The sequence below is a fragment of the Allobranchiibius sp. GilTou38 genome (genome assembly GCF_017565325.1).
GTDB classification, from domain to species: Bacteria; Actinomycetota; Actinomycetes; order Actinomycetales; family Dermatophilaceae; genus Allobranchiibius; species Allobranchiibius huperziae.
Genome location: NZ_JAGEKN010000004.1, coordinates 164,663 through 191,518, shown reverse-complemented (window position 1 = coordinate 191,518; position 26,856 = coordinate 164,663). Strand labels below are relative to the sequence as shown.

The following is a 26,856-nucleotide window of genomic DNA, read 5'->3' as shown; positions in this document are numbered from 1 at the left end:
ACGTGGGTACGCCGGAGACCTCAGGAGGTCGTGCGCGCGGTCTCCGGTCCGCCGAGCGTGCCGAGCACCGCCTGCCGCAGCGTGTCCAGCCCGACGCCGCCGATGTCGAGCGCGCGACGGTGGAACGCCTTGAGGTCGAACGCCGCACCCTCGCGATCCTGCGCCTGCTCCCGCAGCTGCATCCAGATGCGCTCGCCGATCTTGTAGGACGGAGCCTGCCCGGGCCAGCCGAGATAGCGGTCCAGCTCGAAGCGCAGGAACCCCTCGGCCATGTCGCAGTGAGCGGTGAGGAACGTCCACGCCTTGTCGTAGGTCCAGTCGCCCCCGCCGACCTCGGCCGGTGCCGAGAAACCGCAGTGCACGCCGATGTCGAGGACGACGCGGGCCGCGCGCATCGACTGCGCGTCGTACATGCCCATCAACGTGCCCGGATCGTCGAGGTGGCCCAGCTCCTGCATGAGCCGCTCGGCGTAGAGGGCCCAGCCCTCGCCGTGCCCGGAGGTCCACGCGTCCATCCGGCGCCAGGAGTTGAGCAGGCCCGAGCGGTACATGGTCTGTGCGACCTGCAGATGGTGACCCGGGACGCCCTCGTGGTAGACGGTCGTCAGCTCACGCCAGGTGCCGAACTGCTCGACGCCCTTGGGCACCGACCACCACATCCGGCCCGGCCGGGAGAAGTCCTCGCTCGGACCGGTGTAGTAGATGCCGCCGGACTGGGTGGGCGCGATCATGCACTCGATGCGCTGCACCGGCTCCGGGATGTCGAAGTGGGTTCCGCCGAGATCGGCGATGGCGCGGTCGGCCTTGTCCTGCATCCAGTTCCGCAGCTCGGCGGTGCCGTGCAGCTGGTAGGCCGGGTCGGCGTCGAGTGCCGCCATGGCCTCCTTGACCCCGGCGCCCGGCGTGATCCGCTCGGCGACCTTGCGCATCTCGCCCGTGATCCGCGCCAGCTCCTCCTGGCCCCACGCGTAGGTCTCCTCCAGGTCGACCGTGGTCCCGAGGAAGTGCCGCGAGTGCAGCGGATAGAGGTCACGGCCGCACGCGTCCGCCTCGGGAGCCCGCGGCAGGATCTCCTCCTTGAGCCGCTGCCCCACGGCGACGTACGCCCGCGCGGCCTCGCCGATCTGGTCGGCGATGGCCGGATGCTCGGCGGCGTACGTCGTGAAGTAACCGTCCGCCGCGGTGTGGTCCTGGGTCTGCTGGATGCAGGCGAGCACCTGACGGCGCGGCGCCACCATGCCGCGGTCGGCCGCCGCGTGCAGCGACTCCAGCCACTGGTCGAGTGCTCGCGGCATCGCGCTCATGCGGGCGCCGATCGTCGCGAGATCCTCGGCGGTGTCGGTGCTCATCAGGTCGATGACGTCGCGCATCTCCTGCATCGGCGAGGCGATGACGTTAAGGGACATCAGGGGTGTGCCGGCCTCGAACTCCTCCACCACCAGCTCCAGCCGCTCGGTCATCGCAGCGATGGTGACCTGGTCGACGTCGTCGGTCGCGGTCGCCCCGCCGAGCGCCGCCAGCGTGCGGCGTGCCTGGTCGGCGACCTCGGCGCGACCACCGGGGGAGAAGTCGTCGAGCCGGTCGTCGTAACCGGGGACGCCGAGCTCGGTGGCAAGGATCGGGCTGAGCCGCATGGACGCGTCGTGGTGGGCCTCCGCGATCGCGTCGACGGGCGTGGGCGTGCGGGTGGTGGTGTCCTCGCTCATCCCGCCAAGCTATCGCGCACCGCCGACGGCGTCCCCGACCGGACCGTTCCGCTGCGGCTCACGCGCGCGGCAGCGCCGAGCCCTTCCAGCCGCCGCCCCCGCGGCCGGTCCATCGGGATCGCGCGGGGGCCGCCGGGGGCGCGGCAGCGCCGGCGGCAGCCAGCACCGCGATGACCGCGGCGATCTCCTCGGCCGTCGCATCACCCGAGATGACCTGCAGGGTGGGCGCTTTCGCCGTCTGATCGTCGCTCATAGCGGGATGTTGCCGTGCTTCTTCGGCGGCAGGGTCTCCCGCTTCGTGCGCAGGGTGCGCAGCGCGCGGGTGACGTAGCTGCGCGTGTAGCTGGGCGGGATGACGGAGTCGACGTAGCCGCGCTCCGCGGCGAGGTAGGGGTTCGCCAGCGCGTCCTCGTACTGCTGGATCAGCTCCTGGCGGGTGGCCTCGACGGCGGCCGGGTCGTCCGGATTCGCCTCGCTCGCCGCCTTGATCTGCTTGCGGTAGAGGATGTTGGCTGCGCCCTGCGCACCCATCACCGCGATCTGCGCCGTCGGCCAGGCGAGGTTGACGTCGGCGCCCAGGTGCTTGGAGCCCATCACGTCGTACGCGCCGCCGTACGCCTTGCGGGTGATGACGGTGACGAGCGGGACGGTGGCCTCGGCGTACGCGTAGAGCAGTTTCGCGCCTCGACGGATGATGCCGCCCCACTCCTGGTCGGTGCCGGGCAGGAAGCCGGGGACGTCGACGAACGTCAGCACCGGCACGTTGAACGCGTCGCAGGTGCGCACGAAACGCGCGGCCTTCTCGGAGGAGTTGATGTCGAGGGTGCCGGCGAGCTGCAGCGGCTGGTTGGCCACCACACCGACCGGATGGCCCTCGACACGCCCGAAGCCGGTGAGGATGTTCGGCGCGAACAGTGCCGAGGTCTCCAGGAACTCGCCGTCGTCGAGGACGTGCTCGATGACGGTGTGCATGTCGTAGGGCATGTTCGCCGAGTCGGGGATGAGCGTGTCGAGCTCGCGGTCGAAGTCGTCAATCTCCAGATCGGGCGTCGCGTCGAAGACGACCGGCTCGTCCATGTTGTTCGACGGCAGGAAGGACAACAGCTCCTTCACGTAGGAGATCGCGTCCTCCTCGTCCGAGGCCATGTAGTGCGCGACGCCGGAGCGGGTGTTGTGGCTGCGCGCGCCGCCGAGCTCCTCCATGCCGACGTCCTCGCCGGTCACCGTCTTGATGACGTCCGGTCCGGTCACGAACATGTGCGAGGTCTGGTCGACCATCACCGTGAAGTCGGTGATCGCGGGGGAGTAGACGGCGCCGCCGGCGCACGGGCCCATGACCAGGGAGATCTGCGGTACGACGCCCGAGGAGTGCACGTTGCGCCGGAAGATCTCGGCGTAGAGGCCGAGGGCGACCACGCCCTCCTGGATGCGGGCGCCGCCGGAGTCGTTGATGCCGACGACCGGGCAGCCGATCTTGGCGGCCAGATCCATCACCTTGACGATCTTCTCGCCGAAGACCTCGCCGAGGGATCCGCCGAACACCGTGAAGTCCTGGGAGAAGACGCACACCGGGCGGCCGTCGACGGTGCCGTGGCCGGTGACCACGCCGTCGCCGTACGGGCGGTTCTTCTCCTGCCCGAAGCTTGTCGACCGGTGCCGCGCCAGCTCGTCGAGCTCGATGAACGAGCCCTCGTCCATCAGCAGCTCGATGCGCTCGCGGGCGGTCAGTTTTCCCTTCGCGTGCTGCTTCTCCACGGCGCGCGCCGACCCCGCGTGCACGGCCTCGTCGTTGCGCTGATACAGGTCGGCGAGGCGCCCCGCGGTGGTGTGCAGATCGGGCTGATCGTGCTGGGAGGTTTCTCGGACGCTGGCCCCATCGGTCATGCGACCAGACTCTAGCCTTGTGGCCGTGAGCCACGATCTGCGAGCCGACGTGCTCCGTGACGCCCTGGCGGCCACGGTGTGGCGTGAGGTCGCCGTGCACGACGAGGTGGGCTCGACCAACGACCTGCTGCTGGCCGATCCGCGGCCCTGGCGGGTCGTCACCGCCGATCACCAGAGCAGCGGCCGTGGCCGGCTCGATCGCTCTTGGGAGGCGCCGCCGGGCACCTCCATCGCGCTGTCCTGCACGCTGCCCCTGCCGGCGGACCAGGCCCGCTGGGGGTGGGTTCCGCTGCTCGTGGGCGTGGCGGTACGCCGCGCCGTCGCAGAGCTGACCGGCGTACAGCTCGCCCTCAAGTGGCCCAACGACCTGCTCGCGCTGACGTCCGAGGACGCCGACTGGCGCAAGGTCGCGGGCATCCTGTGCACGGTGGCCGGGGGTGAGGCGCCCGTCGTCGTGGTGGGGATCGGGCTCAACGTCCACCAGAGCGCGGACCAGCTGCCGACCGACGTGTCGACGTCGCTGCGCGAGTGCGGTGCCGACGTCGCGCGCGAGGACCTGATCGAGTGCATCCTGCGCGAGCTGCTGATGATCCAGCGGCAGTGGGCCACCTCGGCCGCCGACGACGATTACCGCGCCGCATGCATCACCGTCGGACAGCGAGTGCGGCTGCAGACCGGCGCCGAGCGCCATCTGACCGGTGACGCCGTCGGGGTCGATGCCGCGGGTCGGCTGCTGATCACCACGCAGGGGCAGACCACGGCGTACGCCGCCGGCGACGTCGTGCACGTGCGGCCCACCGACGACGCGCCCAGCTCGGAGCCCGAGCCACCGGCCGTCCTCTCGCCGGCCGGGGATCTGGATCCCGCGGAGTTCGTCGACGCCATCGAGGCCCGCCTCATGGGCCACCCGCGCTCGATGCGCCGCAGCGAGATCAGTCGTGCCTCGGGGATCTCGCAGGACCAGACCGCGACGATGTGGCGTTCGCTGGGCTTCGCCCGCGCCCGGGACGACGAGGTCTTCTTCGGCGAGGCCGACCTGGAGGCGCTGCGCCGGTTCGACGGCCTGGTGCAGGACGGTCTGCTCGACCGCACGACCGGGCTGTCGCTCGCGCGGGCCGTCGGACGGTCCACCGACCGGATGGCGATGTGGTCGTTGCAGCTGATCGCCGACATGGTGAGCGGCGACCACGGCGGTGTCGACAGCGATGTCGCGCAGCGCACGGCGGCGCTCACCGTCGAGCTCGCGGAGCGGATGTCGCCGCTGGTGGACTACGTCTGGCGTCGCAACCTGTCGGTGGCGATCTCGCGGATGATCGCCGACTCCGAGCCGGAGTCGCACATCGGGATCGTGCGCACCGTCGGGTTCGCCGACCTGGTCAACTTCACCCAGCTCGTCCGCCGCCTGAGCGAGCGGGAGCTGGCGCAGTTGGTGCTGCGCTTCGAGTCGCTGGCCTCGGACATCGTCGGCGCGCACGGCGGGGCGATCGTGAAGACGGTGGGCGACGAGGTGCTCTTCACCCACACCGCGGTCGAGGGCGCCGTCGACATCGCCTTCGACCTGCGGGCCGCCGCGGAGGCCGACGATCTGGTGCCCACGATGCGCGTGGGGATGGCGCGCGGCCGGGTGCTCGCGCGCCTCGGCGACGTCTACGGCACCACGGTCAACCGGGCGAGCAGGCTGACCGGTGCTGCCAAGCCTGGCAAGATCATGGTCGATCAAGAGGTCATGGACGGCCTGCCCGACGGAGCCGCGGTGCGCGTGCGGCGCCGTAAGCGGGTCGACCTGGCCGGCATCGGTGCCACCGATGCCTTCGTCATCGAGCGACCTTCGCAGTGAACGCAGAAGGCGCAGATAGGCTCACTACATGACCAAGGTCCTACTGGCCGAGGACGATCCCACGATCTCCGATCCCCTGGCGCGAGCCCTGCGCCGCGAGGGGTACGACGTCATGGTGCGTGCCGATGGAGTGTCCGCGCTCGCCGCGGCGTCGACCGGCCCCGATCTGGTGATCCTCGACCTCGGCCTGCCCCAGATGGACGGGCTGGAGGTCTGTCGGCGGATCCGATCGACCGGGATCGTGGTGCCGGTCCTCATCCTCACCGCCCGCGCCGATGAGGTCGACACGGTCGTCGGACTGGATGCCGGTGCGGACGACTACGTCACCAAGCCGTTCCGGCTGGCCGAGCTGCTGGCACGGGCGCGGGCGCTGCTGCGCCGTTCCAGCTCCGACGAGGGGCAGGGCGCGCGGGTGCGCATCGACGCCGCCGGCCGACGCGCGTTCAGCGGCGACCGCGAACTGCAGCTGACTGCCAAGGAGTTCGACCTGCTGCGGGTCCTGGTGCGCGAGGGCGGCAAGGTCGTCTCCCGCGAGGACCTGATGCGCGAGGTCTGGAACACCGTGTGGGTGGGATCGACCAAGACCCTCGACATGCACGTCTCGGTCCTGCGCCGCAAGCTGGGCGACGACGCGACCGACCCCCGGTTCATCACTACCGTGAGGGGCGTGGGTTTCCGTTTCGAGACCGACGACGGCGACTTCTAGGTGACGCTGCAGAACCGCCTCGTCGGCGTCATCGTCCTTGCCGTCGCCATCCCCGTGGTGGTCGTCGCCGCCGTCGCCGCGATCGCGGCATCCACCTGGTGGATCTCCCTGCTGGTGATGGGGGTCGCCCTGCTGCTCGGTGTCGGCTCGGTGCTGTTGTCCGCGTCGCGGATCGAGTCGGTCGTCGACCCCGTGCGGGAGTTGGCCGACCGTGCCGACCGGCTCGCGGACGGGCCGATCTCCTTCACCCCGCTGCGGACCGGGATGGACGAGGTCGACCGGATCGCGGCCTTCTACGAGATGCGCTCCACCGAGCTCACCCGCATGCTCGCCGCGGAGCGGGAGTTCGCCTCGGACGCCAGCCACCAGCTGCGTACGCCGCTCACCGCGCTGCTGATGCGGCTGGAGGAGATCTCCTCGGCCGACGACCTCGATGCGGCTCAGGAGGAGGCGCAGATCGGGATCGCCCAGGTCGAGCGACTCACTCAGGTGGTCGACGAACTGCTCGCCCGGTCCCGCGGCACGGTCGACGCGCCGAGCAACATCTCCCTCGACTCGGTCATCGCGGCGCTGCAGCTGGAGTGGCAGCCGGCGTTCGAGACCGCGCGGCGCAGCGTGCTCGTGAGCGGTGAGCGCGGGCTGCACGTGTCCGCGACCCGCGTGGGTCTGGCGCAGATCCTCGCGACCCTGCTGGAGAACGCCCTGATCCACGGCGCGGGCACCGTCGAGGTGCGAGCCCGCCGCAGCGGACCGTCGGTCGTGGTGGAGATGAGCGACATGGGTGCCGGGGTCGACCCCAACCTGGCACCGCACATCTTCGAACGACGGGTCACCACGGGCGGGACCGGGCTGGGCCTGGCCCTCGCGCGCGACCTCGCCGAGGTGAGCGGCGGCCGGCTGGAGCTGCGGAACGCTCAGCCGGCGGTCTTCGCGCTCTTCCTGTCGGCGGCGACCTCGGACTGAGCGGCGTCGCCCGGCGCGGCCGGGCCGTCGAACTGCTCGTCACCGGCGTCCCCGGGCAGGTCGGCCACGTCCGGCTCGTGGGCGAAGACGAACCTGCGGTAAGCCCAGAAGCGGAAGAGCGTGCCGAAACCGATGCCGATGAACGCCGCGACGTTGAGCTCGAGCCTGCCGTGCACATGGAAGGCGTAGTGCGCGAGCGCCACCCAGCCGGCGGAGACGGCCAGCGCGATCCCGTTGACCACGAAGAACAGGACGACCTCGTGGTGCACCGGACGGTTGCGGCGGTGCCGGAAGGTCCAGTAGCGGTTGCCCAGCCATGCGAAGACGGTGGCGACGGCGCCGCTGACGAGTTTGGCGGTGGTGATCTTGTGCTCCATCGCACCGCTCACCAGCAGGTTGAACCCGCCGAGGTCGATGACGAACGAGATGAGGCCGATGACGCCGAACTTCGCCAGTTCGCGCCAGAGGACGTCGAGAGTGAGGCGTAGGCGTTGCAGCACCAGGGAAGGGTAAGCCCGTCTGCTGCGATCGTTACAGTGACGGCGTGGATCGACCCCTTCCCGCCCCCGGTGGTTTCCCGATCGTCGGCATCGTCGGCGGCGGCCAACTCGCCCGCATGTGCGCCGGACCCGCGGTGGAACTCGGCATCACCTTGTCGGTGCTCGCCGAGTCGACGCAGGCCGCGGCGGCGTTCGCGATCCCGTCGGCGCCCGTCGGCGCGGCGGACGACCTCGAGGCGGTGCGCGCGTTCGCGCGTGACTGCGACGTCGTGACGTTCGATCACGAGCAGGTGCCGCGGGACGTGCTGGCCGCGCTGGTGGCCGACGGCGTGACCGTGCACCCGTCGCCGGAGGCTCTGGTGCACGCCCAGGACAAGTTGGTGATGCGGAATCGCCTGTCGCAGATGGGGATTCCGTGCCCCGCATGGGCGCAGGTCGACGACGTGGCAGCGTTGCGCGCGTTCGGCGAGGCCCACGGGTGGCCGGTCGTGCTGAAGACGCCGCGCGGCGGGTACGACGGCAAGGGCGTGCGCGTCGTACGGACCGCTGACGAAGCTGCCGACTGGTTCGCGCACGGCGAGCCCCTGCTGGCCGAGAAAAGTGTCGACTTCGTCCGGGAGCTGGCGGTGCTGGTCGCGCGCAGCCCGTCCGGGCAGGCGTCCGTCTGGCCGGTCGTGCACACCGTGCAGACCGACGGCATCTGCACCTCGGTGGTCGCGCCGGCGGCCGACCTCGACGAGGAGCTCGCGGGGGAGCTCGCGGCGACCGGCCTGCGGATCGCCGGTGAGCTGGGGGTGACGGGTGTGATGGCCGTCGAGGTCTTCGAGCTCGCGGCGGGTGACGGGCCGGCGTACGTCGTCAACGAACTCGCCATGCGGCCGCACAACAGCGGGCACTGGACCCAGGACGGCAGCGTCACCAGCCAGTTCGAGCAGCACCTGCGCGCGGTGCTCGACCTGCCGCTCGGCGCGGTGACGCCGCGGTCGTCGTGGACCGTGATGACCAACGTGCTCGGCGGGGATCCGGAGCGGCACGGGCAGCTCTATCCGACGTACAAGCACCTGATGGCGCGCGATCCCGCGCTGCGCATCCACCTCTACGGCAAGAGCGTGCGCCCCGGCCGCAAGATCGGGCACGTCAACACCTACGGCACGGATCTCGCGGAGGTGACCGCCCGTGGGCGGCACGCCGCCGACTACCTGCAGGGAGTGATCGACGAATGAGCGCTGTGGTCGGCGTGGTGATGGGGAGCGACTCGGACTGGCCGGTCATGAGCGCGGCCGCCGAGGTGCTCGCCGACTTCGGCGTGGACTACGAGGCCGACGTCGTCTCGGCCCACCGGATGCCGCACGAGATGGTGGCGTACGGCGAGCGGGCGGCCGGTCGCGGGCTGCGGGCGATCATCGCCGGTGCCGGGGGAGCGGCGCACCTGCCGGGGATGCTGGCCTCCGTCACGACGCTCCCGGTGATCGGGGTGCCGGTGCCTCTGAAGTACCTCGACGGGATGGACTCGCTGCTCTCGATCGTGCAGATGCCTGCCGGGGTGCCGGTCGCGACGGTCTCGATCGGGGGCGCGCGCAACGCCGGGCTGCTGGCGCTGCGCATCCTGGCGGCCGGGGAGGGCGCCGAGGCTGATCGGCTGCGCGCCGCGATGGCGGACTTCCAGGCGGACCTCAAGACCCAGGCGCAGGATAAGGGCGCAGCCCTCCGGTCGCGCCTGGCCGACGTTACTGACGAGTAGGATGGGCACCGTGAGCGGCAACAAGGATTTCGACCTCTTCCGGATCAACGAGGACCACGAGGCGCTACGCGAGGCGGTGCGCGACATCGCGGACGACAAGATCGCGCCGTACGCGGCCGAGGTCGACGCGGAGTCGCGCTTTCCGCACGAGGCGCTGAAGGCACTGGTCGCCTCGGACCTGCACGCGCCGCACATCGGCGAGGAGTACGGCGGCGCAGGTGCCGATGCGCTCGCCACTTGCATCGTCATCGAGGAGGTCGCCCGCGCGTGCGCGTCGTCCTCCCTGATCCCGGCCGTCAACAAGCTGGGCTCGATGCCGATCATCCTGGGCGCCTCGAACGAGGTGAAGCAGAAGTACCTGCCGCGGATCGCCTCCGGCGACGCGATGATCTCCTACGGCCTGTCCGAGCGCGAGGCCGGCTCGGACACCGCGTCGATGCGCTGCAAGGCCATCGCCGACGGTGACACCTATGTGCTCAACGGGCAGAAGTCGTGGATCACCAACGCCGGTGAGTCGCAGCTCTACACGGTGCTGGCCGTCACCGACCCGGACGGCGAGCGCGGCCGCAACATCTCGGCGTTCGTGGTGGAGAAGGACGATGACGGGTTCGACTTCGGTGCCAAGGAGCGCAAGCTCGGCATCAAGGGCTCGCCGACCCGCGAGCTGCACTTCGACGGCGTACGCATCCCTGCCGACCGCATGATCGGAGCACCCGGTGAGGGTCTGAAGATCGCGCTGCGCACGCTCGACCACACCCGCGTGACGATCGGCGCGCAGGCGGTCGGCATCGCGCAGGGTGCGCTGGACTACGCCCTCGGTTACGTCAAGGAGCGCAAGCAGTTCGGCAAGGCCATCGCGGAGTTCCAGGGGCTGCAGTTCATGCTCGCCGACATGGCGATGAAGCTGGAGGCGGCGCGGCAGATGGTCTACGTCGCCGCCGCGAAGTCCGAGCGCGGCGACGACGACCTGTCCTTCTTCGGTGCGGCCGCCAAGTGCTACGCCTCCGACGTCGCGATGGAGGTGACCACCGACGCCGTACAGCTGCTCGGCGGCGCCGGTTACGTGCAGGACCACCCGGTCGAGCGGATGATGCGCGACGCGAAGATCACCCAGATCTACGAGGGCACCAACCAGATCCAGCGCATGGTGATGGCGCGTCAGCTCCTCAAGCGCTGACCGCTCGCGGTCAGAGTCGCCGCGCGCTCCATAGGGCGCGCGGCGACTCCAGCGTCCGTCACCGCTGCGGGTCGCCCGGCCATCCGCCCCGGTGCAGCGCGGCCTTCACCTGCTCGGCGAACTCGGTCGGCGCGACTCGCAACCCGAGCACGGGTATCCGCAGCACCGCCACGCCGTCGTTGCGGACCACGTTGTCCCGCAGGGCGTCCTCGACGACCGCGTGACCCACGGTGTGCTGGAATCCGTCGACTTCGACGGCGACGTCGTACGCGTCCCAGAAGGCGTCGAGGTAGATGCGTCCGGTATGACCGCGCCGCATCGCCTGCCGGAGGGGCTCGGGGATGCCGTGCGTGCGGCACACCTTCGCGAAGTCGATCTCGGAGAGGGCCTGGGCGCCGCCTGTCACGTCGGCCACGACCCCGCGGATGAGGTGGATGCGGGGAAGGGCCGGTGATCGGGTGAGGAGCGCCTGCAGGCGCGGTCCGGTGGTGATGCGTTGCTGGACCGCCATCGCGAGCAGCGTGGTCGCGGCCCGATCGCTCCCGGCCCACGCGGCTGCGTGCAGGGCGGCCCACTCCGGCGTGGTGCGTACGGGTTCACCGGTGATGTCGACCGCGTGCCGGGTCTTGTGGACCGTCACACCGACGATCGGGGTGATGTGTGTGCCTTCGGGCACGCTGACATGGACGGTGGCCTCCTCCCAGTGGCGCAGGCCGGCCGCCAGCAGGGCGCTCACGCCGTCGAGCCGCGCCGAGCCTCGCACCTCCCAGACCGCTCGCCACCAGTCGGCTGCCGGACCACCTGGCTGCACCTGGACGGTCTGATGACCCCGCAGGATCCAGCGTCCCGCCTGAACCTCGTGGCGGATGTCATCCCGAGTGACGCCGCGTCGGCGCAACTGCTCCCGGTGACAGACGCCGTCGTGGTCGGTTGCCAAGGAGGCGGCGACCTGTCTCCGGAAGGCACGACGGGAGGTGCCGGGCGCAGGGAGGGGGTCACGAGTGATGGTCACCGGCGAATCGTCCGCCGGCCCACCCGCTCGCGCGAGCCCTCCGGGGGAGGGTGTGGTCGGCCGCCAGGGGTGTGGACAGGCGGGTGGAGTCGCGGCGCGCCGTATAGAGCGCGCGGCGACCCTGAGGTCGCGGGGCCTAGGGGGCGATGTCGGGGGAGCGGTCGTGGTTGAGCGCGTCGAACAGGGCCGCTGCCTTGGTCTTGTCCCAGAGCACCGCTTCGCCCGCCGAGGTCGGATAGGCGGCGTTCGCGATCGGCACCTGCACCGAGTTGCCGCCGTTGCCGATCTTCTTCAGCGTCCAGAGGATGCGCAGCGCGGTCCAGGAGTGCATGCCGTTCTCGACCGTCAGGCCCTGGGCACCGGACTCGCCGACGTTCTTCAGCCGCCACGGGACCAGCAGGTTGCCCGGCGAGGCGACCTTCTTGGTGAGGGCCGCGAGGAACTCCCGCTGCCGCTTCACGCGGGCCAGGTCGCTGGTGGCGTCGACGTGGCGTGATCGGACGTACCCGAGCGCGTTCGCGCCACTCAGGTTCTGGCATCCGGCGGGCAGGTTGATGTGCGCGTACGTGTCGTCCATGGCCTTCGGCAGGCACATCCGCACCCCGCCCACGGAGTCGACGATCCCGGCGAACCCGCCGAACCCGATCTCCATGTAGTGCTCGATGCGCAGGCCGGTGACGTTCTCGACGGTCTGCACGAGGACCTGGGGGCCGTAGGAGAACGCCGCGTTGATCTTGTTCGCCCGGTGCCCGGGGATCTGCACGTAGGTGTCGCGCGGGATGCTGACCAGCGTCGGTTCGCCGCTGTCGGGCATGTGCAGCACCATGATCGAGTCGGTGCGGGAACCGGTGATGTTCGAGCCGCCGGTGCGCAGGGCCTTGGCCTGCGCCGAGGTGAGCCCGGCGCGGCTGTCGGAGCCCACCAGCAGCACGTTGGTGCCCTTGCCGGCGGCGGGCTGGTCGCCGGTCGGGATGGCGTCCACCCGTGCGACCTTGTGCCACGCGGCGAGCCCGGCCCAGAGCAACAGCCCCGCCCACAGGCCCACGATGACAACGAAGGCGGCCAGCACCCGCGGCCAGCGGCGCCGCCGGCGGGGGGCCCGACCGGCGGGGCGCTGGGGCTGTGCGGGCCGGTTCGGCGGCCGGTCGTACCCGCCGCCGTCGTACCCGCGCCCACCGTCGTACCCGCGCCCACCGTCGTAGCCGCCGCCGTCGTAGCCGCGCCCGCCGCCACGCGGATCGGCGTACGGGCGACCGGACGCCGGGCGTGCCGCGGGCTGCTGTGCGCCGCCGCGCGGACCGGACGGCATCATCCGGGTGGAATCCCCGGCGCCGCCCTGGGGACGCGCGGCAGGACGCGGACGGCGCACCGGGAGCGGCTGGGCGATGGTCTCGTCGCCACCCCGGCGGCCACCCCGGCCACGGGGATCCATGCGGTACTGATCGTCGTCCGTCATCGGCAAAGGGTAACCGGGCCACCTTGGTCCGCCGTGTAACCTTTCGCCCGTGCAACCTGTGGATTCCCCGTCATTTCAGGGAATTTCAGTAGTGATGCCGATCCTGAACGAGGAACGTCACCTGGCCGAGTCGGTCGGCGCGATCCTGGAGCAGGACTGGGACGGCCCCCTGGAGGTCGTTCTCGCGCTCGGCCCGTCGCAGGACCGCACCGACGAGGTCGCCGCGCGACTGCAGGCAGCGGACGCCCGGGTGCGCACCGTCGCCAACCCCACCGGACGCACCCCCGACGCGCTCAACGCGGCCGTCGGCGCCGCGTCGTACGACGTGGTGGCCCGGGTCGACGGGCACGGAATCCTGTCGCCCGGTTACCTCAAGACGGCCGCGGTGACCCTGCAGGACACCGGTGCCGCCAACGTGGGCGGGATCATGGACGCCGAGGGCACCACCGACTTCGAGCGGGCCGTCGCGGTCGCGATGAAGAGCAAGATCGGCGTCGGTGGCGTCAAGTTCAAACAGGGCGGCGCCGCGGGGCCGGCCGACACCGTCTACCTCGGAGTCTTCCGGGGTGACTGGCTGCGCAAGGTCGGCGGCTACGACCGGCGCTACATCCGCGCTCAGGACTGGGAGATGAACTTCCGCATCCGACGGCAGGGCGGCGTGGTGTGGTTCACCCCCGACCTGCGCGTCACCTACCGGCCACGGGGCAGCTTCCGGGCACTGTCGCGGCAGTACCGCGAGTACGGCCGCTGGCGCAGGGTCGTCGCAAGAGAGCACCAGGGCTCGATCAACGCCCGCTACCTCGCGCCCCCGGTCGCGCTCGCGGCCATCGCGATCGGTACGGTCGGCGGCCTGGTGTGGCGTCCGCTGTGGGTCATCCCCGCGGCGTACGCCGGTGGCGTCACCGTCGGCGGCCTCGCGATCTCGCGAGGTTCGGCGCGCGCCGTCCGGGTACTGGTGCCCGGTGTGCTCGCCACCATGCACTTGTCCTGGGGGTGGGGTTTCCTCACCAGCAGGGTGCGGCTTACCGACGACGTCCAGCGGATGTCCAGCAACACCCCGGTAGCCTGACTCCCAGCAATCAGCCGGTCCTTCCGGACAGACAGATCAGCAAAGGAACTCATGTCGTTCGCGCAACGCCTCCAGCGCATCGTCGATCACCGCGCGGTGCTCTGGACGCTGGTCAAGCGGGACCTGCGGATCCGTTATGCGCGCAGCGCGCTCGGCTACCTCTGGACCTTGATCGACCCGCTGTCGATGACGCTGGTGTACTGGTTCGTCTTCGGGGTGATCTACCAGATCGGTAACAACCCGCGCCAGGAGGGACGTAGCGACCACATCCCGTTCGTGCTCTTCATGGTCTCCGGTGTGCTGGCCTGGAACTGGTTCAGCAACTCGGTCAACGAGACGGCGCGTGCCCTCTACGCCGAGCGGCTGCTGGTGCGATCGACCAACCTGCCGCGCGAGCTGTGGGTCATCCGGGTCGTGCTGTCCAAGGGCATCGAGCACCTGCTGTCGCTGCCGATCCTGATCGCGTTCATGCTGTATTTCCGCTACGTCGATCACGCGGTCATCCTCAACTGGAAGCTCGTGTTCTGGCTACCCGCGCTGGTGCTGGAGCTGGTCCTGTGCATCGGAATCGGCCTCGTCATGGCTCCGGTGACCGCCCTCGTCGACGACTTCGTGCGTATCGTGCGGATCGTGCTGCGGATCGGCTTCTACTTCACGCCGATCGTGTACTCCCTGAACTACCTGCACCAACGCGGCAACAGCGACCCGTCGCTGAAGATCATCGCCCGCATCCTGGAATTCAATCCGCTCTCGGCGGTCAACGACCTCTATCGGGAAGGGATGCTGGTGCGAGAGACACCCCCGTACCACATCTGGCTCTACGGCACCGTCATCAGTGTGGCGTGGCTGATCCTCGGCATGTGGGTCTTCCGCCGTCTCGAAAAACCCATCCTGAAGGAGATCTGAGGTGTCCCTTCCCTCTGCCGAGAAGGTCAAGTGGAAGTCGTCGGTGGGCGAGCCCGTCATCACCGTCGACAACCTGGGCATCGAGTTCCTGACCGGACGCAAGCGCCATCTGTCGATGCGGGAGATCGTCTTCCAACGGCGCACGAGCCACAAGAAGGAGACGTTCTGGGCACTGAAGAACATCTCCTTCCAGGTGGGCCGCGGTGAGGCGGTCGGGCTGGTCGGCAGCAACGGTGGCGGCAAGTCGACCCTGCTGAAGATGATCGCCGGCACACTGCTGCCCGACGAGGGCGACGTCAACGTCCGCGACGGCGTTGCGCCGTTGATCGAGTTGACCGGCGGTTTCATCGGCGAACTGTCGGCGCGGGAGAACATCTACCTCACCGGCGGCCTGCACGGCATGAGCAAGGATGAGATCGACGAGCGCTTCGACGACATCGTCGACTTCGCCGGGCCCAAGGTCCGGTCCGGCCTCGACCTGCCCTACCGGCACTTCTCCTCCGGTATGCAGGTGCGGCTCGGTTTCGCCGTGATCACCTGTCTCGACGAGCCCATCATCCTGGTCGACGAGGTGCTGGCCGTCGGAGACGCGGCCTTCCGCGACAAGTGCTACCAACGGATGGAGGGTCTGCTCGAACAGGGACGCACCCTCTTCCTCGTGTCCCACTCGGAGGGGGACCTGCTGCGCTTCTGCACCCGCGGCATCTACCTGAAGGAGGGCCACATGGTCGCCGACGGGTCGATGGAGGAGATCATGCAGCAGTACATGGAGGACCTCCTCGGGGTGCCGTGGATCCCGCCGGCCGAGCGCAACGCGGTGGACGCGCTCTACAACCGGCGCGACCGCGAGGCCCCCGGCTACAAGGCCGACTGAGCCTCAGGCGCGGGCGAGCGGGGCCGCGGTCGCGGCGCGTACGTCGTCCTCGCTCACCCCGGGCGCGAGCTCGATCAGCACGAGGCCACCCGGCGTCACGTCGATGACCGCGAGGTCGGTGATGATGCGTTGCACCACGCCTTTGCCGGTGAGCGGCAGCGTGCATTCGGGCAGGATCTTCGGCGACCCGTCGCGGGCCACGTGCTCCATGAGCACGATGACCTTCTTGGCCCCGTGCACCAGGTCCATGGCCCCGCCCATGCCCTTCACCATCTTGCCGGGGATCATCCAGTTGGCGATGTCTCCGCCCGCCGAGACCTGCATGGCGCCGAGGATCGCCGCGTCGACCTTGCCGCCGCGGATCATCCCGAAGCTGGTCGCCGAGTCGAAGATGGACGCGCCACGCCGCAGCGTGATCGTCTCCTTGCCGGCGTTGATCAGGTCCGGGTCCTCCTGTCCGGCGACGGGATAGGCACCGACGCCGAGGACGCCGTTCTCGGACTGGAGCACCAGTTCGGTGTGGTCGTCGACGTAGTTGGGCACCAGGGTGGGCAGCCCGATCCCGAGGTTGACGTAGTCGCCGTCGGACAGCTCGCGGGCGGCGCGCGCGGCCATCTGCTCGCGGGTGAGTGCCATCAGCGACCTGCCTCCTGGACCGTGCGCTTCTCGATGCGTTTGTCGTCCGCCTGCTCGGGCGTGAGCGCGAGGACGCGGTGCACGTAGATGCCGGGCAGGTGCACGTCGTCCGGGGCGATCTCGCCGGGCTCGACCAGCTCCTCCACCTCGGCGATGGTGTGCCGGCCGGCCATCGCGGCCAGCGGGTTGAAGTTGCGGGCGCTCTCGTGGAAGACGAGGTTGCCGTGCCGGTCGCCGCGCCGCGCGCGCACCAGGGCCACGTCGGTGACGATCGCCTCCTCGAGCACGAACGTGCGGGATTCGCCGTCGACCTCGAAGTGCCGGGTCTCCTTCGGCGGTGACGCGACCGCGATGTTGCCCTCGGCGTCGTACCGCCACGGCATGCCGCCGTCCGCGACCTGGGTGCCGACGCCGGTCGCGGTGTAGAACGCAGGGATCCCCGCGCCGCCCGCGCGCAGCTTCTCCGCGAGCGTGCCCTGCGGGGTGAGCTCGACCTCCAGCTCGCCTTCGAGGTACTGGCGGGCGAACTCCTTGTTCTCTCCGACATACGACGCCGTCATCCGTCGGATCCGCCTCTCCCGCAACAGGATGCCCAACCCCCAGTCGTCGACCCCGCAGTTGTTGGAGACCACCGACAGGTCGGTGACGCCCTTCGCGAGCAGTTCGGCGATGAGCACGCTGGGGATCCCGCAGAGACCGAAACCGCCGACGGCGATCGAGTTGCCGCTGACCACGCCGTCGACGGCGCGCGCGGCTGAGGAGACGACTTTGTCCATTCGCCGGACCTTACCGGTCGCCCTCGCCGGGGTAGACGACTCCCACGTCGGCGCGTGCCCGATCCAGCAATGTCATCACCCGCAGGGTGGCCGAGGGCGGCATCAGCGGCGACTCGCTCGCACCGTCGGCGACGAGCTGCGCGAGGTGCGCGGCCTCGTACGCCATGGCCTCGTGACCGCGGATGCTCCCGCCGTCGTACGACGCGCGCTCACCGTCGCGGGCGATCAGCGTGATGCGCGTCGGCAGGTAGAAGTCGGGCTCCAGCTCGACCCGGGCCAGGGTGCCGCTGATCGAGGCTGTGGTCGGCGTACGTGCCGCCAGGGTGGTGCTGAGGGCGGCGTACGCCGCGCCGCTGCGCAGCGTCATCGTGACCTGCCGGTCGACGCCGGTGTCGGTGAGGTCGCCGCTCGCGGTCAGCTCGCGCTCCACGCCGGGCAGCGCGAAGTCGGCGAACGAGAGGGGATAGACACCCAGGTCGAGCAGGGCTCCGCCGGCGAGCTCGGGCGCGTAGAGCCGATGTGTCGGATCGGGTGCGAACCACTGACCGTGATCGGCGAGCACGGTCCTCACCTCCCCGAGCGCGCCGTCCTCCAGCAGTTGCCGGATGACATCGGAGCCGGGGAGGAAACGGGTCCACATGGCCTCCAGTGCGATCAGATTCGCCGCGTGGGCGGTGTCGAGCACCTCCTTCGCCTGCGCGGCATCGCGGGTGAAGGCCTTCTCGACCAGCACATGCTTGCCGGCGCGCAGAGCAGCCATCGCGTCCGCGTGGTGCTGGGAGTGCGGTGAGGCGATGTAGACGACGTCGATCGTGTCGTCGGCCAGCATCGCGTCGAGACCCTCGTGAGCGCGCGGGATCTCCCAGGCGGCCGCGAAGCGGTCGGCGGACGCCTGGGACCGGGAGCTGACGGCCACGATCTCCTGGCGGGTGTGCCGACGCAGCGTGTCTGCCATCGACGCGGCGATACCGCCGGTGGAGCTAATGCCCCATCGCAGCGAGGGGGCATCGGACGGCTCGGGAGTGCGGGGTGCGGGCAGGGATGGTGTGCTCATGGGCGGGCCTCGGCTCCTTCGGTGGTCAGACGCCGGTCGACGTCCTCGGGTCGTACGTCGCGCAGGAGGAGCACCGAGCCGTCGTCGGCCCAGACCGCCAGCGCGTCGCGCAGGGCGTCACCGAGGTCGCCGGTGACCAGCACGCGTCGGCGCAGCGCACCCCCGACGGCGACCAGATCGGCATACGACGTGTCGTCCAGCGCGGGGTCGGCGTCGGCAGGGGCGCGGTAGGCGACGAAGACGTCGCCGTACGAGGACAGCTCGCGTGCCTCGTCGATGCCGCCGGCGGGTACGTCCACCGTGGCTCGCCGCGCCAGCGCCGCCAGGGTGACGACGATCTGGGTGTCACCGGACGCGACGGCCGCCTGCGCGACGGCGACGTCGCTCGGCCCGTCGGCGGTGATGACGTGCGCCCCCACGGACCACGCGGCGAGGGCCCAGTAGTAGGTGCGCCAGTGGTCGGCCGGAAGTTGCAGGGCCACGGTCGCGCCCGGGCCGACGTCCAGCTCGTCCTGAAGCAGGTTCGCCGCTTTGGAGACCCAGTTGACGAGCACCTTGCCCGACAGCTCGATGCGCTCCCCGGTGCCGTCGTCGTAGCAGGTGATCCGGGGTGACGTGGGGTCCGACCGCAACAGGCCGGCGAGGACGTCGCCGGGGGTCATGCCGCCCGCATCCGCTCGTCGACCTGCAGGATCTCGCTGAGCGACAACGGTTTCCGTGCAGAAAGGTCGAGGTTCCGGCGAAGCTGCGCGCGGTCGAGCGAGCCGACGGCGACCGCGGAGACTTCTGGATAGCCGAGTGCGTAGGCCATCAGCAGGTCATCGGCACCGTCTCGACGCAGTTCATCGGCCAGGGCTGCGATCCGCGGATCGGCGACCAGCCGCCCACCGGCGTAGATGCTGCGGGCCAGCAGCTCGACGCGTGCCCTGCGGGCGGTCGTCCGCAGATCCTCCGGCAGCGGCGACTCAGGACTCAGGGGCACCTCCAGAAGGCCGATTCCTCTCAAGGACAGAGCTTCTCGACCTTCCTCCGCCGAGCCGACACTCACGCCGATCGCAGCGACGGTGCCCTCGTCGCGGTAGCGAGTAAGGCGTGCCCAGACCTGGGGCCCGGCGTCGACCAGGCCGTCGACGACGACCGCGGAGGCCGTGCGCCGACCGATGGTCGCGAACGAGCGCTCCAGTCCGGCCTCGGCCGCCGCGGCGCCCCCACCTTCGAGCGGGTGCAACCTGCTGATCACCTTCATCCGTTGCACCAGCTGAGGATCGGCGCAGGCGCGCAGCACGGCCTCGGCGGCGCCGTCGGCGCGTCCGACCTCCACGTGGGTGACGCCTCGGGCCACCGCGTCCGACAGCATCACCCGGGTCTCGGGCGCGGACGACTCGGCCAACCGGCTTCCGCCATAGACGAACGAACTCAGGCCGAGCGCTGAATCACGCTCTGGGACACTGACTCCCGCATCGCGGACCTCCTGCGCCAGGAGCTCCATGAGCTGGGTCCACGGGGCTGCGACCGGATCGTCCACCTGGGCGAAGAGGCGGCTGGCCCGGTCGAAGTCGTCCAGCGTGTCCACCGTGCATCGGAAGCGTTTCGGATCACCAGGGTTGGCCACGGGAGCGAAGAGCAGCTCCCCGAGGTGGCGGCGCAACCAGGGCGTCACGTGCTCACGGTCATACGGGTCCTGTGTCGCCTCGGCGGCGCGGCGCAGGTCGCGCACCAGGAATCCCTCGGCACCCAGACCCTCGGGGACCACGTCGATGTCGACGCGGCCGTACGCGTCCCCGGACGCGTCCATCGCGGTCAGCAGCTCGTCGATGACGTCGGCGTCCATCACGGGGTTGTCGCCCGTCAGGCGCACCACCCGATCGTCCGGATCGAGGTCGGCGGTGGCGTGCACGAACCTGCCGAGCACGTCGTCGAGTTCGCCCCGCATCACCGGGACCCCGACGGCCTTCAGGTGCTCGGAGATCCGGGTGTCGTAGTGCTCGTCGCTGGTGGCGACCACGACCTCGTGACCACTGCGACTGGCCCGCCGCGCGACCAGCTCGATTAGAGGCATCCCACCGATGGTCATCAGGGCCTTGCCGGGCAGTCGCGAGGAATTGAGGCGCGACTGGACGACCACTCTGGTGCGGGTCACGGGGAGCCTTCCGGTGCAGTGGAGTACGACGAGGAGACGCTGGTCCGAGGCTAACGCGCCGGGCGCAGCAGGTAGATCGACACGGTGCCGTCGCGGAAGACGGGGCGCGCCAGGGTCCGCAGGGACGCCGACACCGGCCCGGCGGAGGTGTCGGCGAAGAGCACCCGCACCCCGTCGGCGTACAACCGGGCGAGCAGGGCGGGGGTCGGCGCAGTGAACGCGCTGTCGTTGCGACGCAACCGCGCCGGGTCGAAGAACGCGGTGTGCGTGTAGTTGAGATGGCGGGCGGGGTGGTTGCTCGCGGCGGCCGCCGCCTGGTCGGTGTAGCCCCACGACTCCACGTACGCCTGGCGCTCGCCGAGCCCGGTGACCCAGAACGCCCGCGCGTCGCAGGCCGTCCGGGTCGGCCCGCTCAGGCAGTGCACGTCGGTTGCGACCACGTCGCGCGCGGGCGTGTGCGTCCTCAGCCAGGTGGTGCCCGCGATCTCGGCTGCGGACAACCGTGCGGACGATGCGGGCGATGTCGAGTCCGCGGCGCCGGCGCGAGCCGCGTCCACCGTGCTCGGCACCAGGATCGCCGCGAGGAGTGCGACGGCCGCCACCCCGAGGCGGCGTGCCGAACGGCGTACGACGAGGACGCAGGCCAGCGCGCCGGCCGCGAGCACCAGCAGAGCGATGGCGAGCGGCAGGATGCCGACGTGGGCTCCCCGGTGACGCCCCGCCACGGCCGCGACCACGGCCACCAGTGCCCACGCGGCCAGGCCGGCGACGGCCGAAAGGGCGATCGAGACCGCGCCCGGGGCGGTCCGCCGCAGCACGTGGGTCGCGCCCCAGGAGGTGAGCACCGCCACGAGCGGGAGCACGCCGCGCATGAAGTACAGCTGCGACCCGCCGGGGTGGTGCACCAGCATGAGCCCGGCGAAACCGGCCGCGCAGCTCGCCGCGAGCAGCACCGCGCCAGGGTCCCGGCGAAGCGGCCAGGCGAGGAGGACGCCGCTGAACTGGATGAGCACCAGGGCCGACAGGAGGACCGCGAGCACGCGCAGGTCCAGGCCGGTGACGACGTGCGGGTGTGCGTGGTGCTGCGCGATCGCCCGTTTGAGGGCAGTCAGCTCATCGGCGCCGGTCAGCAGCCCCGGCGTCGAGCCCGCACTGCCGCCGGCCAGGAACCGCGAAGCGGGCAGCAGCACCACGAGCAGTACGGCGGCGAGCATCAGCGTCGGTCCGTGGACGGCACGCTCGCGCCACCATCGGATCGCCCCCGTCAGCAGCGCGGCCACGAGGACGGTGGGCAGGATCGAGGACTTCGCGCCCGCGGCCAGTGCGGCGAAGAGGGCCAGCAACACCCATTCGCCGACCGGAACGGCGCGCATGCCGGGAGCGCGGACGAGGTGCACCGAGCTGCCCAGCAGTGCCAACAGGACGGGCAGTCCGAAGACCTGGGAGGGGGACAGGGGCAGGAGTGCGTCCGTCGCGAGGGCGGGCACCCAGGTCACGGGTGTCAGCGCGGAGGGGACGACCAGCAGCGCCACGGCCAGGAGACCCGCCCGCGGCGAGCGGGCGAGGCGGGCCGTCAACAGGTAGGTCAGCAGGAGCGTGGCGGCGTACACCGGCAGGTACCAGAGCCGGGCCGCCACCTCGAGGACGTCGACCCGCGCTACGAGCGCGTCGGCGGCCATCTGCGCGTTGGCGAACCAGTGGTAGAGCAGTGGCTGGCCGCTGACTTGCGGTACCTGCGGGGGAGCGTGGTGCATCGCCTCCGCGCTGATGGACAGGTGCCAGTACAGGTCGGGGTACCACCGACCGGTGGACGGCGGGAGCGGGGTGTGCCGCAGCACGGTGGCCCAGAGGCGCAGCAGCGCGAGCAGGTATGCCGCGCACAGGGCCCAGGCGGCGCCGGTCGGCATGCGTTCGGCGTACGCGGGCCCGCGCAGCCGCGCTCGCAGCCGCGGCACCAGGGCGACGGCGGCGAGCAGTGGCAGTGGATAGAGGATCAGCCAGCCGCCCACGCCGGTCGCGACGAAGGAACCCCAGGCGAGGAGCTGCGCGCCGAGACCGACCACGAAGCCGGTGGCGAACTCCTGCGGGAGGGCCCGGCGCCGCGGGAGCAGCAGGCGCAGGAGGAGGACGCCGGGCAGCAGGATCGACCAGCCGACCGCGGCGGCGAATCGCACGGTGTCCTGGACCGCGACGCCGGTCGCGGTCGCCAGGGCGCCGGATCCGAGCAGCGCCACGATCGCGGGACACCACGGCAGCCCCGCCCTGACGACGCGGGCAGGTCGCGGCCTCACGGGAGGAGGGCGTCTGCGACCCGTTCGCGGCCGGCACCGTCCACCAGGGCCTGGCCACGCGCCGCGTACCCCTCACGGCGGGACGCGTCGGTGACGAGCTCGGCGAGAGTGGCGGTGGCCGCCGCGGCGTCGAACCTGCCGAGGTGGCCGAGGCCGGCGACCACACCGCGGTCCAGGCCCTGGCGGTAGCCCGCCTCCTGGTTGTCCACGACGCATACGACTGCCGCCGGTACGCCCATGCAGAGCAGCTCCCACACCGAGCTCCCCGACGCGCTGAGGATCAGGTCGGCATCGGCCACCAGCGCCCCGAAGTCCGGCGCGGGCGCCACGACCCGGACGGTCTGCCCGGCCGCGGTCCGCATCGCGCGCATCGCGTCGACACTCTCGGGGCGGGCCGCCACGACGGTCACGTCCACGGGCTCGCCGGTCGCGAGCAGGGCGGGTACGACGACTGGTGCCGCCCCGAACGCGTCGGTGCCCCCGAAGACGGCGACCACGCGCACGGGTCGGCCCGGGGCCTGCGGGGTCGCTCGGCGACGGTCGCGCACGGTGTCCCTGAAGAGCGCGTAATCGATGCCCGCCAGCACGGTCGCGCGCCCGGGCAGGCCGGGGTGCGGCACGGCCCCGAGGTTCTGGTCGACGTAGACGTCGGCGTGCTGTCGCACCCCGAAGTCGTAGTCCACCAGCGTGAGAAGGCGCCGGGATGGCGCCGCGAGTGCGCTGCCGATGCCCGTGTCGAGGTGGTACCCGTCCAGCACCACTGCGTCGAGGCCGAGCGCGTCCGCCTCCCGCGCGCACCCGGAGGGATCGCCGGGTGCCGGCACCACGGCGTACCCGTGCGCGGCCACCAGGGCCTGCAGCCAGCCGATGTCTCCCAGGTCGCCCCACAGCAGCACCTCGTGACCGCGGGCCGTCAGCTCCTCGCCCAGCGCGACGCACCGCATGGCATGGCCGACACCGAGCGTCGGGCCTGCGTCGCACCGCAGCGCGACGCGCGCGCCCCCGTGTCGCGACATGCCGTTGCCTGCTCCTTCGTCGTGCGGTCTCCCGGACCCGGAATGCTAGCCTCGTCGCTGGTCTGCGGCGGTCGCGGTCCGCATCGCGGTGCGGTACGCCGGTCGTGTCACGCCGACGCCCCCGTCCACCCTCGTCAGTGCAGCAGGAGTCGCCAGAGTGAGCATTCTTGAAGGTTCGTCCATCCTCGTCACCGGTGGCACCGGATCTTTCGGCAAGGCGTTCATCACCCGGCTGCTGGCCGACGTCGGCCCCAAGCGGGTGGTCATCTACTCCCGCGACGAGCTCAAGCAGTGGGAAGCGCGTCAGCTCTTCGGTGACGACCCGCGGCTGCGCTGGTTCATCGGCGACGTCCGCGACCTGGACCGCCTCAAGCGCGCTATGCACCAGGTGGACTACGTGGTGCACGCCGCCGCGCTGAAGCAGGTCGACACGGGCGAGTACAACCCGTTCGAGTTCGTCAAGACCAACGTGCTCGGCAGCCAGAACGTCGTCGAGGCCGCCATCGACTCCGGTGTGCAGAAGGTCGTCGCGCTCTCGACGGACAAGGCCTCCAGCCCGATCAACCTCTACGGCGCGACGAAGCTGACCGCCGACAAGCTCTTCATCCTCGGCAACCACTACGCAGCGGCGTACCCCAGCCGGTTCGCCGTGGTGCGCTACGGCAACGTCACCGGCTCGCGCGGCTCGATCATTCCGAAGTTCCGTGCGCTGCACGCCGCGGGGGAGTCGCTGCCGATCACCGACCTGCGCTGCACGCGCTTCCTGATCACCCTGCCGGACGCCGTGCAGATGGTGCTCGACACGTTCGACATGATGCAGGGCGGCGAGCTGGTCGTGCCGCACATCCCCTCGCACATGGTCACCGACCTCGCCCAGGCCGTCGCGTCCGGCGCGAAGATGCACGACATCGGTCTGCGGCCCGGCGAGAAGCTGCACGAAGAGATGATCAGCCCCGAAGAGGGTCGTCGGGCGGTCATCGTGATGGACGGCAAGTACTACGTCCTCGAACCCGAGCTCGGCACCTGGGGCTACCAGCCAATCAAGGACGCCGTCCCCGTCCCCGAGGGCTTCCACTGCTCCTCGGACAAGAACGACCTGTGGTACTCCGCCGAGGACATCCGCAAGGTGCTCGAGTCGGGGATCTAGTGGTCGTCCCCTACGGACGCCAGTCGATCGACGAGTCCGACATCGAGGCCGTCGCGCAGGTGCTGCGCGGCGACTGGCTGACCACGGGCCCGGCCGTCACCCGGTTCGAGGACGACATCGCACGCGTCGCGGGGGTGGGCGGATCCGCCGTGGCTGTCAGTTCGGGCACCGCGGCACTGCACACGGCGTACGCCGGGATCGGGGTCGGCGCGTGTGACGAGGTCGTCACCACGCCGCTGACCTTCCTGGCCACCGCGACCTGTGCGATCTGGCAGGGCGCCGACGTGGTCTTCGCGGACGTGTCGGAGGACACCGGCAACCTGGACCCCGAGGCCGCGCAGGCGGCGGTCACCGGGCGGACCAAGGTCATCGCCGGTGTCGACTTCGGCGGTCATCCCATCGACGCGCCCGCGCTGTCGAAGGTCGCGCATGACGCCGGCGCCTTGCTGCTGCAGGACGCCGCGCACAGCATCGGGGGAGCGCTGGACGGCGTACCGGTCGGCTCCATGTCGGACGTGACGACGTTCTCCTTCTTCCCGACGAAGAACCTCACCACGGCCGAGGGCGGCGCCGTTGTCGCGCTCGACCAGGAGGTCACCGACCGCGCCCGCCGGTTCAAGGGCATCGGCATGGTGCGCGACGAGGCGGAGCTGCGGCACGAGTCGCCCGGTGGCTGGTACTACGAGATCTCCGACCTCGGCCTGAACTACCGACTGCCCGACGTCCTCGCCGCCCTCGGCTCCAACCAGCTGAAGCGGTTGCAGCAGTTCAAGACCCGTCGTCAGCAGATCGCGGACCGCTACAACGCGGGGCTGGCAGGCATCGAGGAGCTGCGGCTGCCCGGGCACCGCCCCGAGGCCGACCCGATGTGGCACCTCTACCCGCTGCGGATCCAGGACGGTCGCCGGCGTGAGCTCTTCGACCACCTGCGCTCCGAGGGCATCCTGGTGCAGGTCAACTACATCCCCGTGCACTGGCAGCCGTACTTCGAGGACCGCGGCTACCGGCGCGGCATGTGCCCGGTGGCCGAGACCTACTCCGAGCAGGAGCTCAGCCTGCCGATGTTCTCCGACCTGCGCGACGACGACGTCGACCGGGTCATCGAGCTGGTGCGCGGGTTCATCGGCGTCTGAGGCCTGCATGCACCACGCCAACGTCTTCTACGGGCACGCCCAGATCCTCGCCCGGTACTGCGGACTGGAGCATCCTCCGACGATCTGGGGATATCTGCAGCACGGCTGGAACACCCACGACGGGTTCGCGGTGGGCCACGAATTCGTGCCCGGCTACCCGAAGTTCGTCTGGTCGCACTCGGTCGCGCGCCGCGGACGCTCACTGGGAGAGCACGACTACGTCGTCATCGGCTCACCGTGGGCGTATCTGCTGCAGCAGCAACGTGGTTCGCGCACCGTCGATCCTGACGCGCGCGGCACGATCGTCTATCCGTTCCACGGGTGGGAGGGGCAGCGCATCGTCGGCGACCACGCGGCGTACGCCGCCGAGATCCGCCGGGTCGAGGGCGAGGTGCCGCTGACCGCGTGCCTCTACTGGAACGACCACGAGAAGCCCGCCGTCCGGCGGGTCTACGAGGACGCGGGCTTCCGGGTCATCACCCACGGTCGGCGCGGGCACATGTACGTCGGCGGCGACGACGACTTCCTGGACCGGCAGCTGCTGGAGCTGCGCAGTCACCGGCGCGCCGTCAGCAACCGGATGGGGTCCGCCCTGCTCTACGCCGCGTCGCTCGGACTGTCGATCGGCGTGTACGGCGACCCGATGGTCCTCGACGGAGACCACGCGGTCCTCGGGGGGATGGAACGCCAGCAGCGGCTGTTCCCGGTGCTGCACCAGGCGCACGTCCCCGACCGCGACGCGCAGGATGTCGCCCGCGCCGAGCTCGGGCTCGATCTGACTCTGCCGCCTGCCCTGCTCGCGCACGTGTTGTCATGGGATAAATTCGCCTGA

At 70.7% G+C, this 26,856-nt stretch carries 25 protein-coding genes; 12 read left to right on the top strand and 13 right to left on the bottom strand.

Annotated features, from left to right (window positions below):
* Positions 1 to 20: 20 nt before the first annotated feature.
* The 3 genes from JOB34_RS02755 to JOB34_RS02745 are packed head-to-tail and all read right to left on the bottom strand — an operon-like array spanning position 21 to position 3,590.
* Entirely contained in the window at positions 21 to 1,706 is a 1,686-nt protein-coding gene (locus JOB34_RS02755; protein WP_208051281.1) for a DUF885 domain-containing protein, read from the bottom strand.
* A gap of 58 nt (positions 1,707 to 1,764) precedes the next feature.
* The gene (locus JOB34_RS02750; protein WP_179479471.1) at positions 1,765 to 1,959 is read right to left on the bottom strand and encodes an acyl-CoA carboxylase epsilon subunit; all 195 of its coding nucleotides are present in this window, start codon (positions 1,957 to 1,959) and stop codon (positions 1,765 to 1,767) included.
* A complete protein-coding gene (locus JOB34_RS02745) occupies positions 1,956 to 3,590 on the bottom strand; it encodes an acyl-CoA carboxylase subunit beta (RefSeq protein ID WP_208051280.1) in 1,635 nt (544 codons plus the stop codon). Before JOB34_RS02745 ends, JOB34_RS02750 begins: the two co-directional genes overlap by 4 nt.
* Positions 3,591 to 3,615: 25 nt before the next feature.
* Here JOB34_RS02745 and JOB34_RS17320 point away from each other — a divergent pair, with 25 nt between their 5' ends.
* The 3 genes from JOB34_RS17320 to JOB34_RS02725 are packed head-to-tail and all read left to right on the top strand — an operon-like array spanning position 3,616 to position 7,096.
* Positions 3,616 to 5,427, top strand: coding sequence for a biotin--[acetyl-CoA-carboxylase] ligase (locus JOB34_RS17320; RefSeq protein WP_347813692.1), 1,812 nt, complete (start codon positions 3,616 to 3,618; stop codon positions 5,425 to 5,427).
* A gap of 28 nt (positions 5,428 to 5,455) precedes the next feature.
* Positions 5,456 to 6,133 (top strand): response regulator transcription factor, encoded by a 678-nt coding sequence (locus JOB34_RS02730; protein WP_179479477.1) that lies wholly within the window; start codon positions 5,456 to 5,458, stop codon positions 6,131 to 6,133.
* Positions 6,134 to 7,096, top strand: coding sequence for a HAMP domain-containing sensor histidine kinase (locus tag JOB34_RS02725; RefSeq protein ID WP_347813691.1), 963 nt, complete (start codon positions 6,134 to 6,136; stop codon positions 7,094 to 7,096).
* Here JOB34_RS02725 and JOB34_RS02720 read toward each other — a convergent pair.
* Entirely contained in the window at positions 7,048 to 7,596 is a 549-nt protein-coding gene (locus JOB34_RS02720; RefSeq protein ID WP_347813690.1) for a GtrA family protein, read from the bottom strand. The genes JOB34_RS02725 and JOB34_RS02720 overlap by 49 nt on opposite strands.
* Before the next feature lie 44 nt (positions 7,597 to 7,640).
* Here JOB34_RS02720 and JOB34_RS02715 point away from each other — a divergent pair, with 44 nt between their 5' ends.
* Genes JOB34_RS02715 through JOB34_RS02705 form a run of 3 tightly spaced genes read left to right on the top strand, consistent with a single transcriptional unit; the run spans position 7,641 to position 10,514 of the window.
* On the top strand, positions 7,641 to 8,819 hold the full coding sequence (locus JOB34_RS02715) for a 5-(carboxyamino)imidazole ribonucleotide synthase (protein WP_208051279.1): 1,179 nt from the start codon (positions 7,641 to 7,643) through the stop codon (positions 8,817 to 8,819).
* Positions 8,816 to 9,337: a 5-(carboxyamino)imidazole ribonucleotide mutase gene (purE, locus tag JOB34_RS02710; RefSeq protein ID WP_208051278.1), complete on the top strand. Its 522-nt coding sequence runs from the start codon at positions 8,816 to 8,818 to the stop codon at positions 9,335 to 9,337. The genes JOB34_RS02715 and purE overlap by 4 nt, the downstream gene beginning before the upstream one ends.
* A gap of 1 nt (position 9,338) precedes the next feature.
* Positions 9,339 to 10,514, top strand: coding sequence for an acyl-CoA dehydrogenase family protein (locus tag JOB34_RS02705; RefSeq protein WP_208051277.1), 1,176 nt, complete (start codon positions 9,339 to 9,341; stop codon positions 10,512 to 10,514).
* A gap of 58 nt (positions 10,515 to 10,572) precedes the next feature.
* On the opposite strand, the gene JOB34_RS02700 is transcribed toward JOB34_RS02705, so the two are convergent.
* Complete coding sequence (locus tag JOB34_RS02700) at positions 10,573 to 11,526, bottom strand: hypothetical protein (RefSeq protein ID WP_208051276.1); 954 nt, start codon at positions 11,524 to 11,526, stop codon at positions 10,573 to 10,575.
* A gap of 136 nt (positions 11,527 to 11,662) precedes the next feature.
* Complete coding sequence (locus tag JOB34_RS02695; protein ID WP_243757523.1) at positions 11,663 to 12,982, bottom strand: LCP family protein; 1,320 nt, start codon at positions 12,980 to 12,982, stop codon at positions 11,663 to 11,665.
* 94 nt (positions 12,983 to 13,076) lie between these two features.
* Between JOB34_RS02695 and JOB34_RS02690 the strand changes: the two genes are divergently transcribed.
* From JOB34_RS02690 to JOB34_RS02680, 3 genes are read left to right on the top strand one after another with little or no spacing between them, the layout of a single operon-like run.
* Positions 13,077 to 14,051 (top strand): glycosyltransferase family 2 protein, encoded by a 975-nt coding sequence (locus JOB34_RS02690; RefSeq protein WP_208051275.1) that lies wholly within the window; start codon positions 13,077 to 13,079, stop codon positions 14,049 to 14,051.
* A gap of 51 nt (positions 14,052 to 14,102) precedes the next feature.
* A complete protein-coding gene (locus JOB34_RS02685; RefSeq protein ID WP_179479489.1) occupies positions 14,103 to 14,957 on the top strand; it encodes an ABC transporter permease in 855 nt (284 codons plus the stop codon).
* A 1-nt stretch (position 14,958) separates the two neighbouring features.
* A complete protein-coding gene (locus tag JOB34_RS02680; RefSeq protein ID WP_347813689.1) occupies positions 14,959 to 15,831 on the top strand; it encodes an ABC transporter ATP-binding protein in 873 nt (290 codons plus the stop codon).
* 3 nt (positions 15,832 to 15,834) lie between these two features.
* Here the strand turns inward: JOB34_RS02680 and JOB34_RS02675 are convergent, their stop codons facing one another.
* Genes JOB34_RS02675 through JOB34_RS02645 form a run of 7 tightly spaced genes read right to left on the bottom strand, consistent with a single transcriptional unit; the run spans position 15,835 to position 23,744 of the window.
* Positions 15,835 to 16,467: a 3-oxoacid CoA-transferase subunit B gene (locus JOB34_RS02675; RefSeq protein WP_179479491.1), complete on the bottom strand. Its 633-nt coding sequence runs from the start codon at positions 16,465 to 16,467 to the stop codon at positions 15,835 to 15,837.
* Positions 16,467 to 17,243 (bottom strand): CoA transferase subunit A, encoded by a 777-nt coding sequence (locus JOB34_RS02670; protein ID WP_208051274.1) that lies wholly within the window; start codon positions 17,241 to 17,243, stop codon positions 16,467 to 16,469. The genes JOB34_RS02675 and JOB34_RS02670 overlap by 1 nt, the downstream gene beginning before the upstream one ends.
* 10 nt (positions 17,244 to 17,253) lie before the next feature.
* Positions 17,254 to 18,297 carry a Gfo/Idh/MocA family oxidoreductase gene (locus JOB34_RS02665; protein WP_208051273.1) on the bottom strand — a complete coding sequence of 348 codons (1,044 nt, stop codon included), beginning with the start codon at positions 18,295 to 18,297 and terminating at the stop codon, positions 17,254 to 17,256.
* Entirely contained in the window at positions 18,294 to 18,959 is a 666-nt protein-coding gene (locus JOB34_RS02660; protein ID WP_208051272.1) for a TIGR03089 family protein, read from the bottom strand. The genes JOB34_RS02665 and JOB34_RS02660 overlap by 4 nt, the downstream gene beginning before the upstream one ends.
* Complete coding sequence (locus JOB34_RS02655) at positions 18,956 to 20,437, bottom strand: aldo/keto reductase (RefSeq protein ID WP_208051271.1); 1,482 nt, start codon at positions 20,435 to 20,437, stop codon at positions 18,956 to 18,958. The genes JOB34_RS02660 and JOB34_RS02655 overlap by 4 nt, the downstream gene beginning before the upstream one ends.
* A 50-nt stretch (positions 20,438 to 20,487) precedes the next feature.
* A complete protein-coding gene (locus JOB34_RS02650; RefSeq protein WP_208051270.1) occupies positions 20,488 to 22,671 on the bottom strand; it encodes a hypothetical protein in 2,184 nt (727 codons plus the stop codon).
* 53 nt (positions 22,672 to 22,724) lie between these two features.
* Positions 22,725 to 23,744, bottom strand: coding sequence for a hypothetical protein (locus tag JOB34_RS02645; RefSeq protein ID WP_208051269.1), 1,020 nt, complete (start codon positions 23,742 to 23,744; stop codon positions 22,725 to 22,727).
* Positions 23,745 to 23,901: 157 nt separating this feature from the next.
* On the opposite strand from JOB34_RS02645, the gene pseB reads away from it, so the two are divergent.
* Genes pseB through JOB34_RS02630 form a run of 3 tightly spaced genes read left to right on the top strand, consistent with a single transcriptional unit; the run spans position 23,902 to position 26,856 of the window.
* Positions 23,902 to 24,891, top strand: a complete 990-nt coding sequence (gene pseB / locus JOB34_RS02640; protein ID WP_208051268.1) for a UDP-N-acetylglucosamine 4,6-dehydratase (inverting) — start codon at positions 23,902 to 23,904, stop codon at positions 24,889 to 24,891.
* On the top strand, positions 24,891 to 26,024 hold the full coding sequence (locus tag JOB34_RS02635) for an aminotransferase class V-fold PLP-dependent enzyme (protein ID WP_208051267.1): 1,134 nt from the start codon (positions 24,891 to 24,893) through the stop codon (positions 26,022 to 26,024). Before pseB ends, JOB34_RS02635 begins: the two co-directional genes overlap by 1 nt.
* Before the next feature lie 7 nt (positions 26,025 to 26,031).
* Positions 26,032 to 26,856 carry a hypothetical protein gene (locus JOB34_RS02630; protein WP_208051266.1) on the top strand — a complete coding sequence of 275 codons (825 nt, stop codon included), beginning with the start codon at positions 26,032 to 26,034 and terminating at the stop codon, positions 26,854 to 26,856.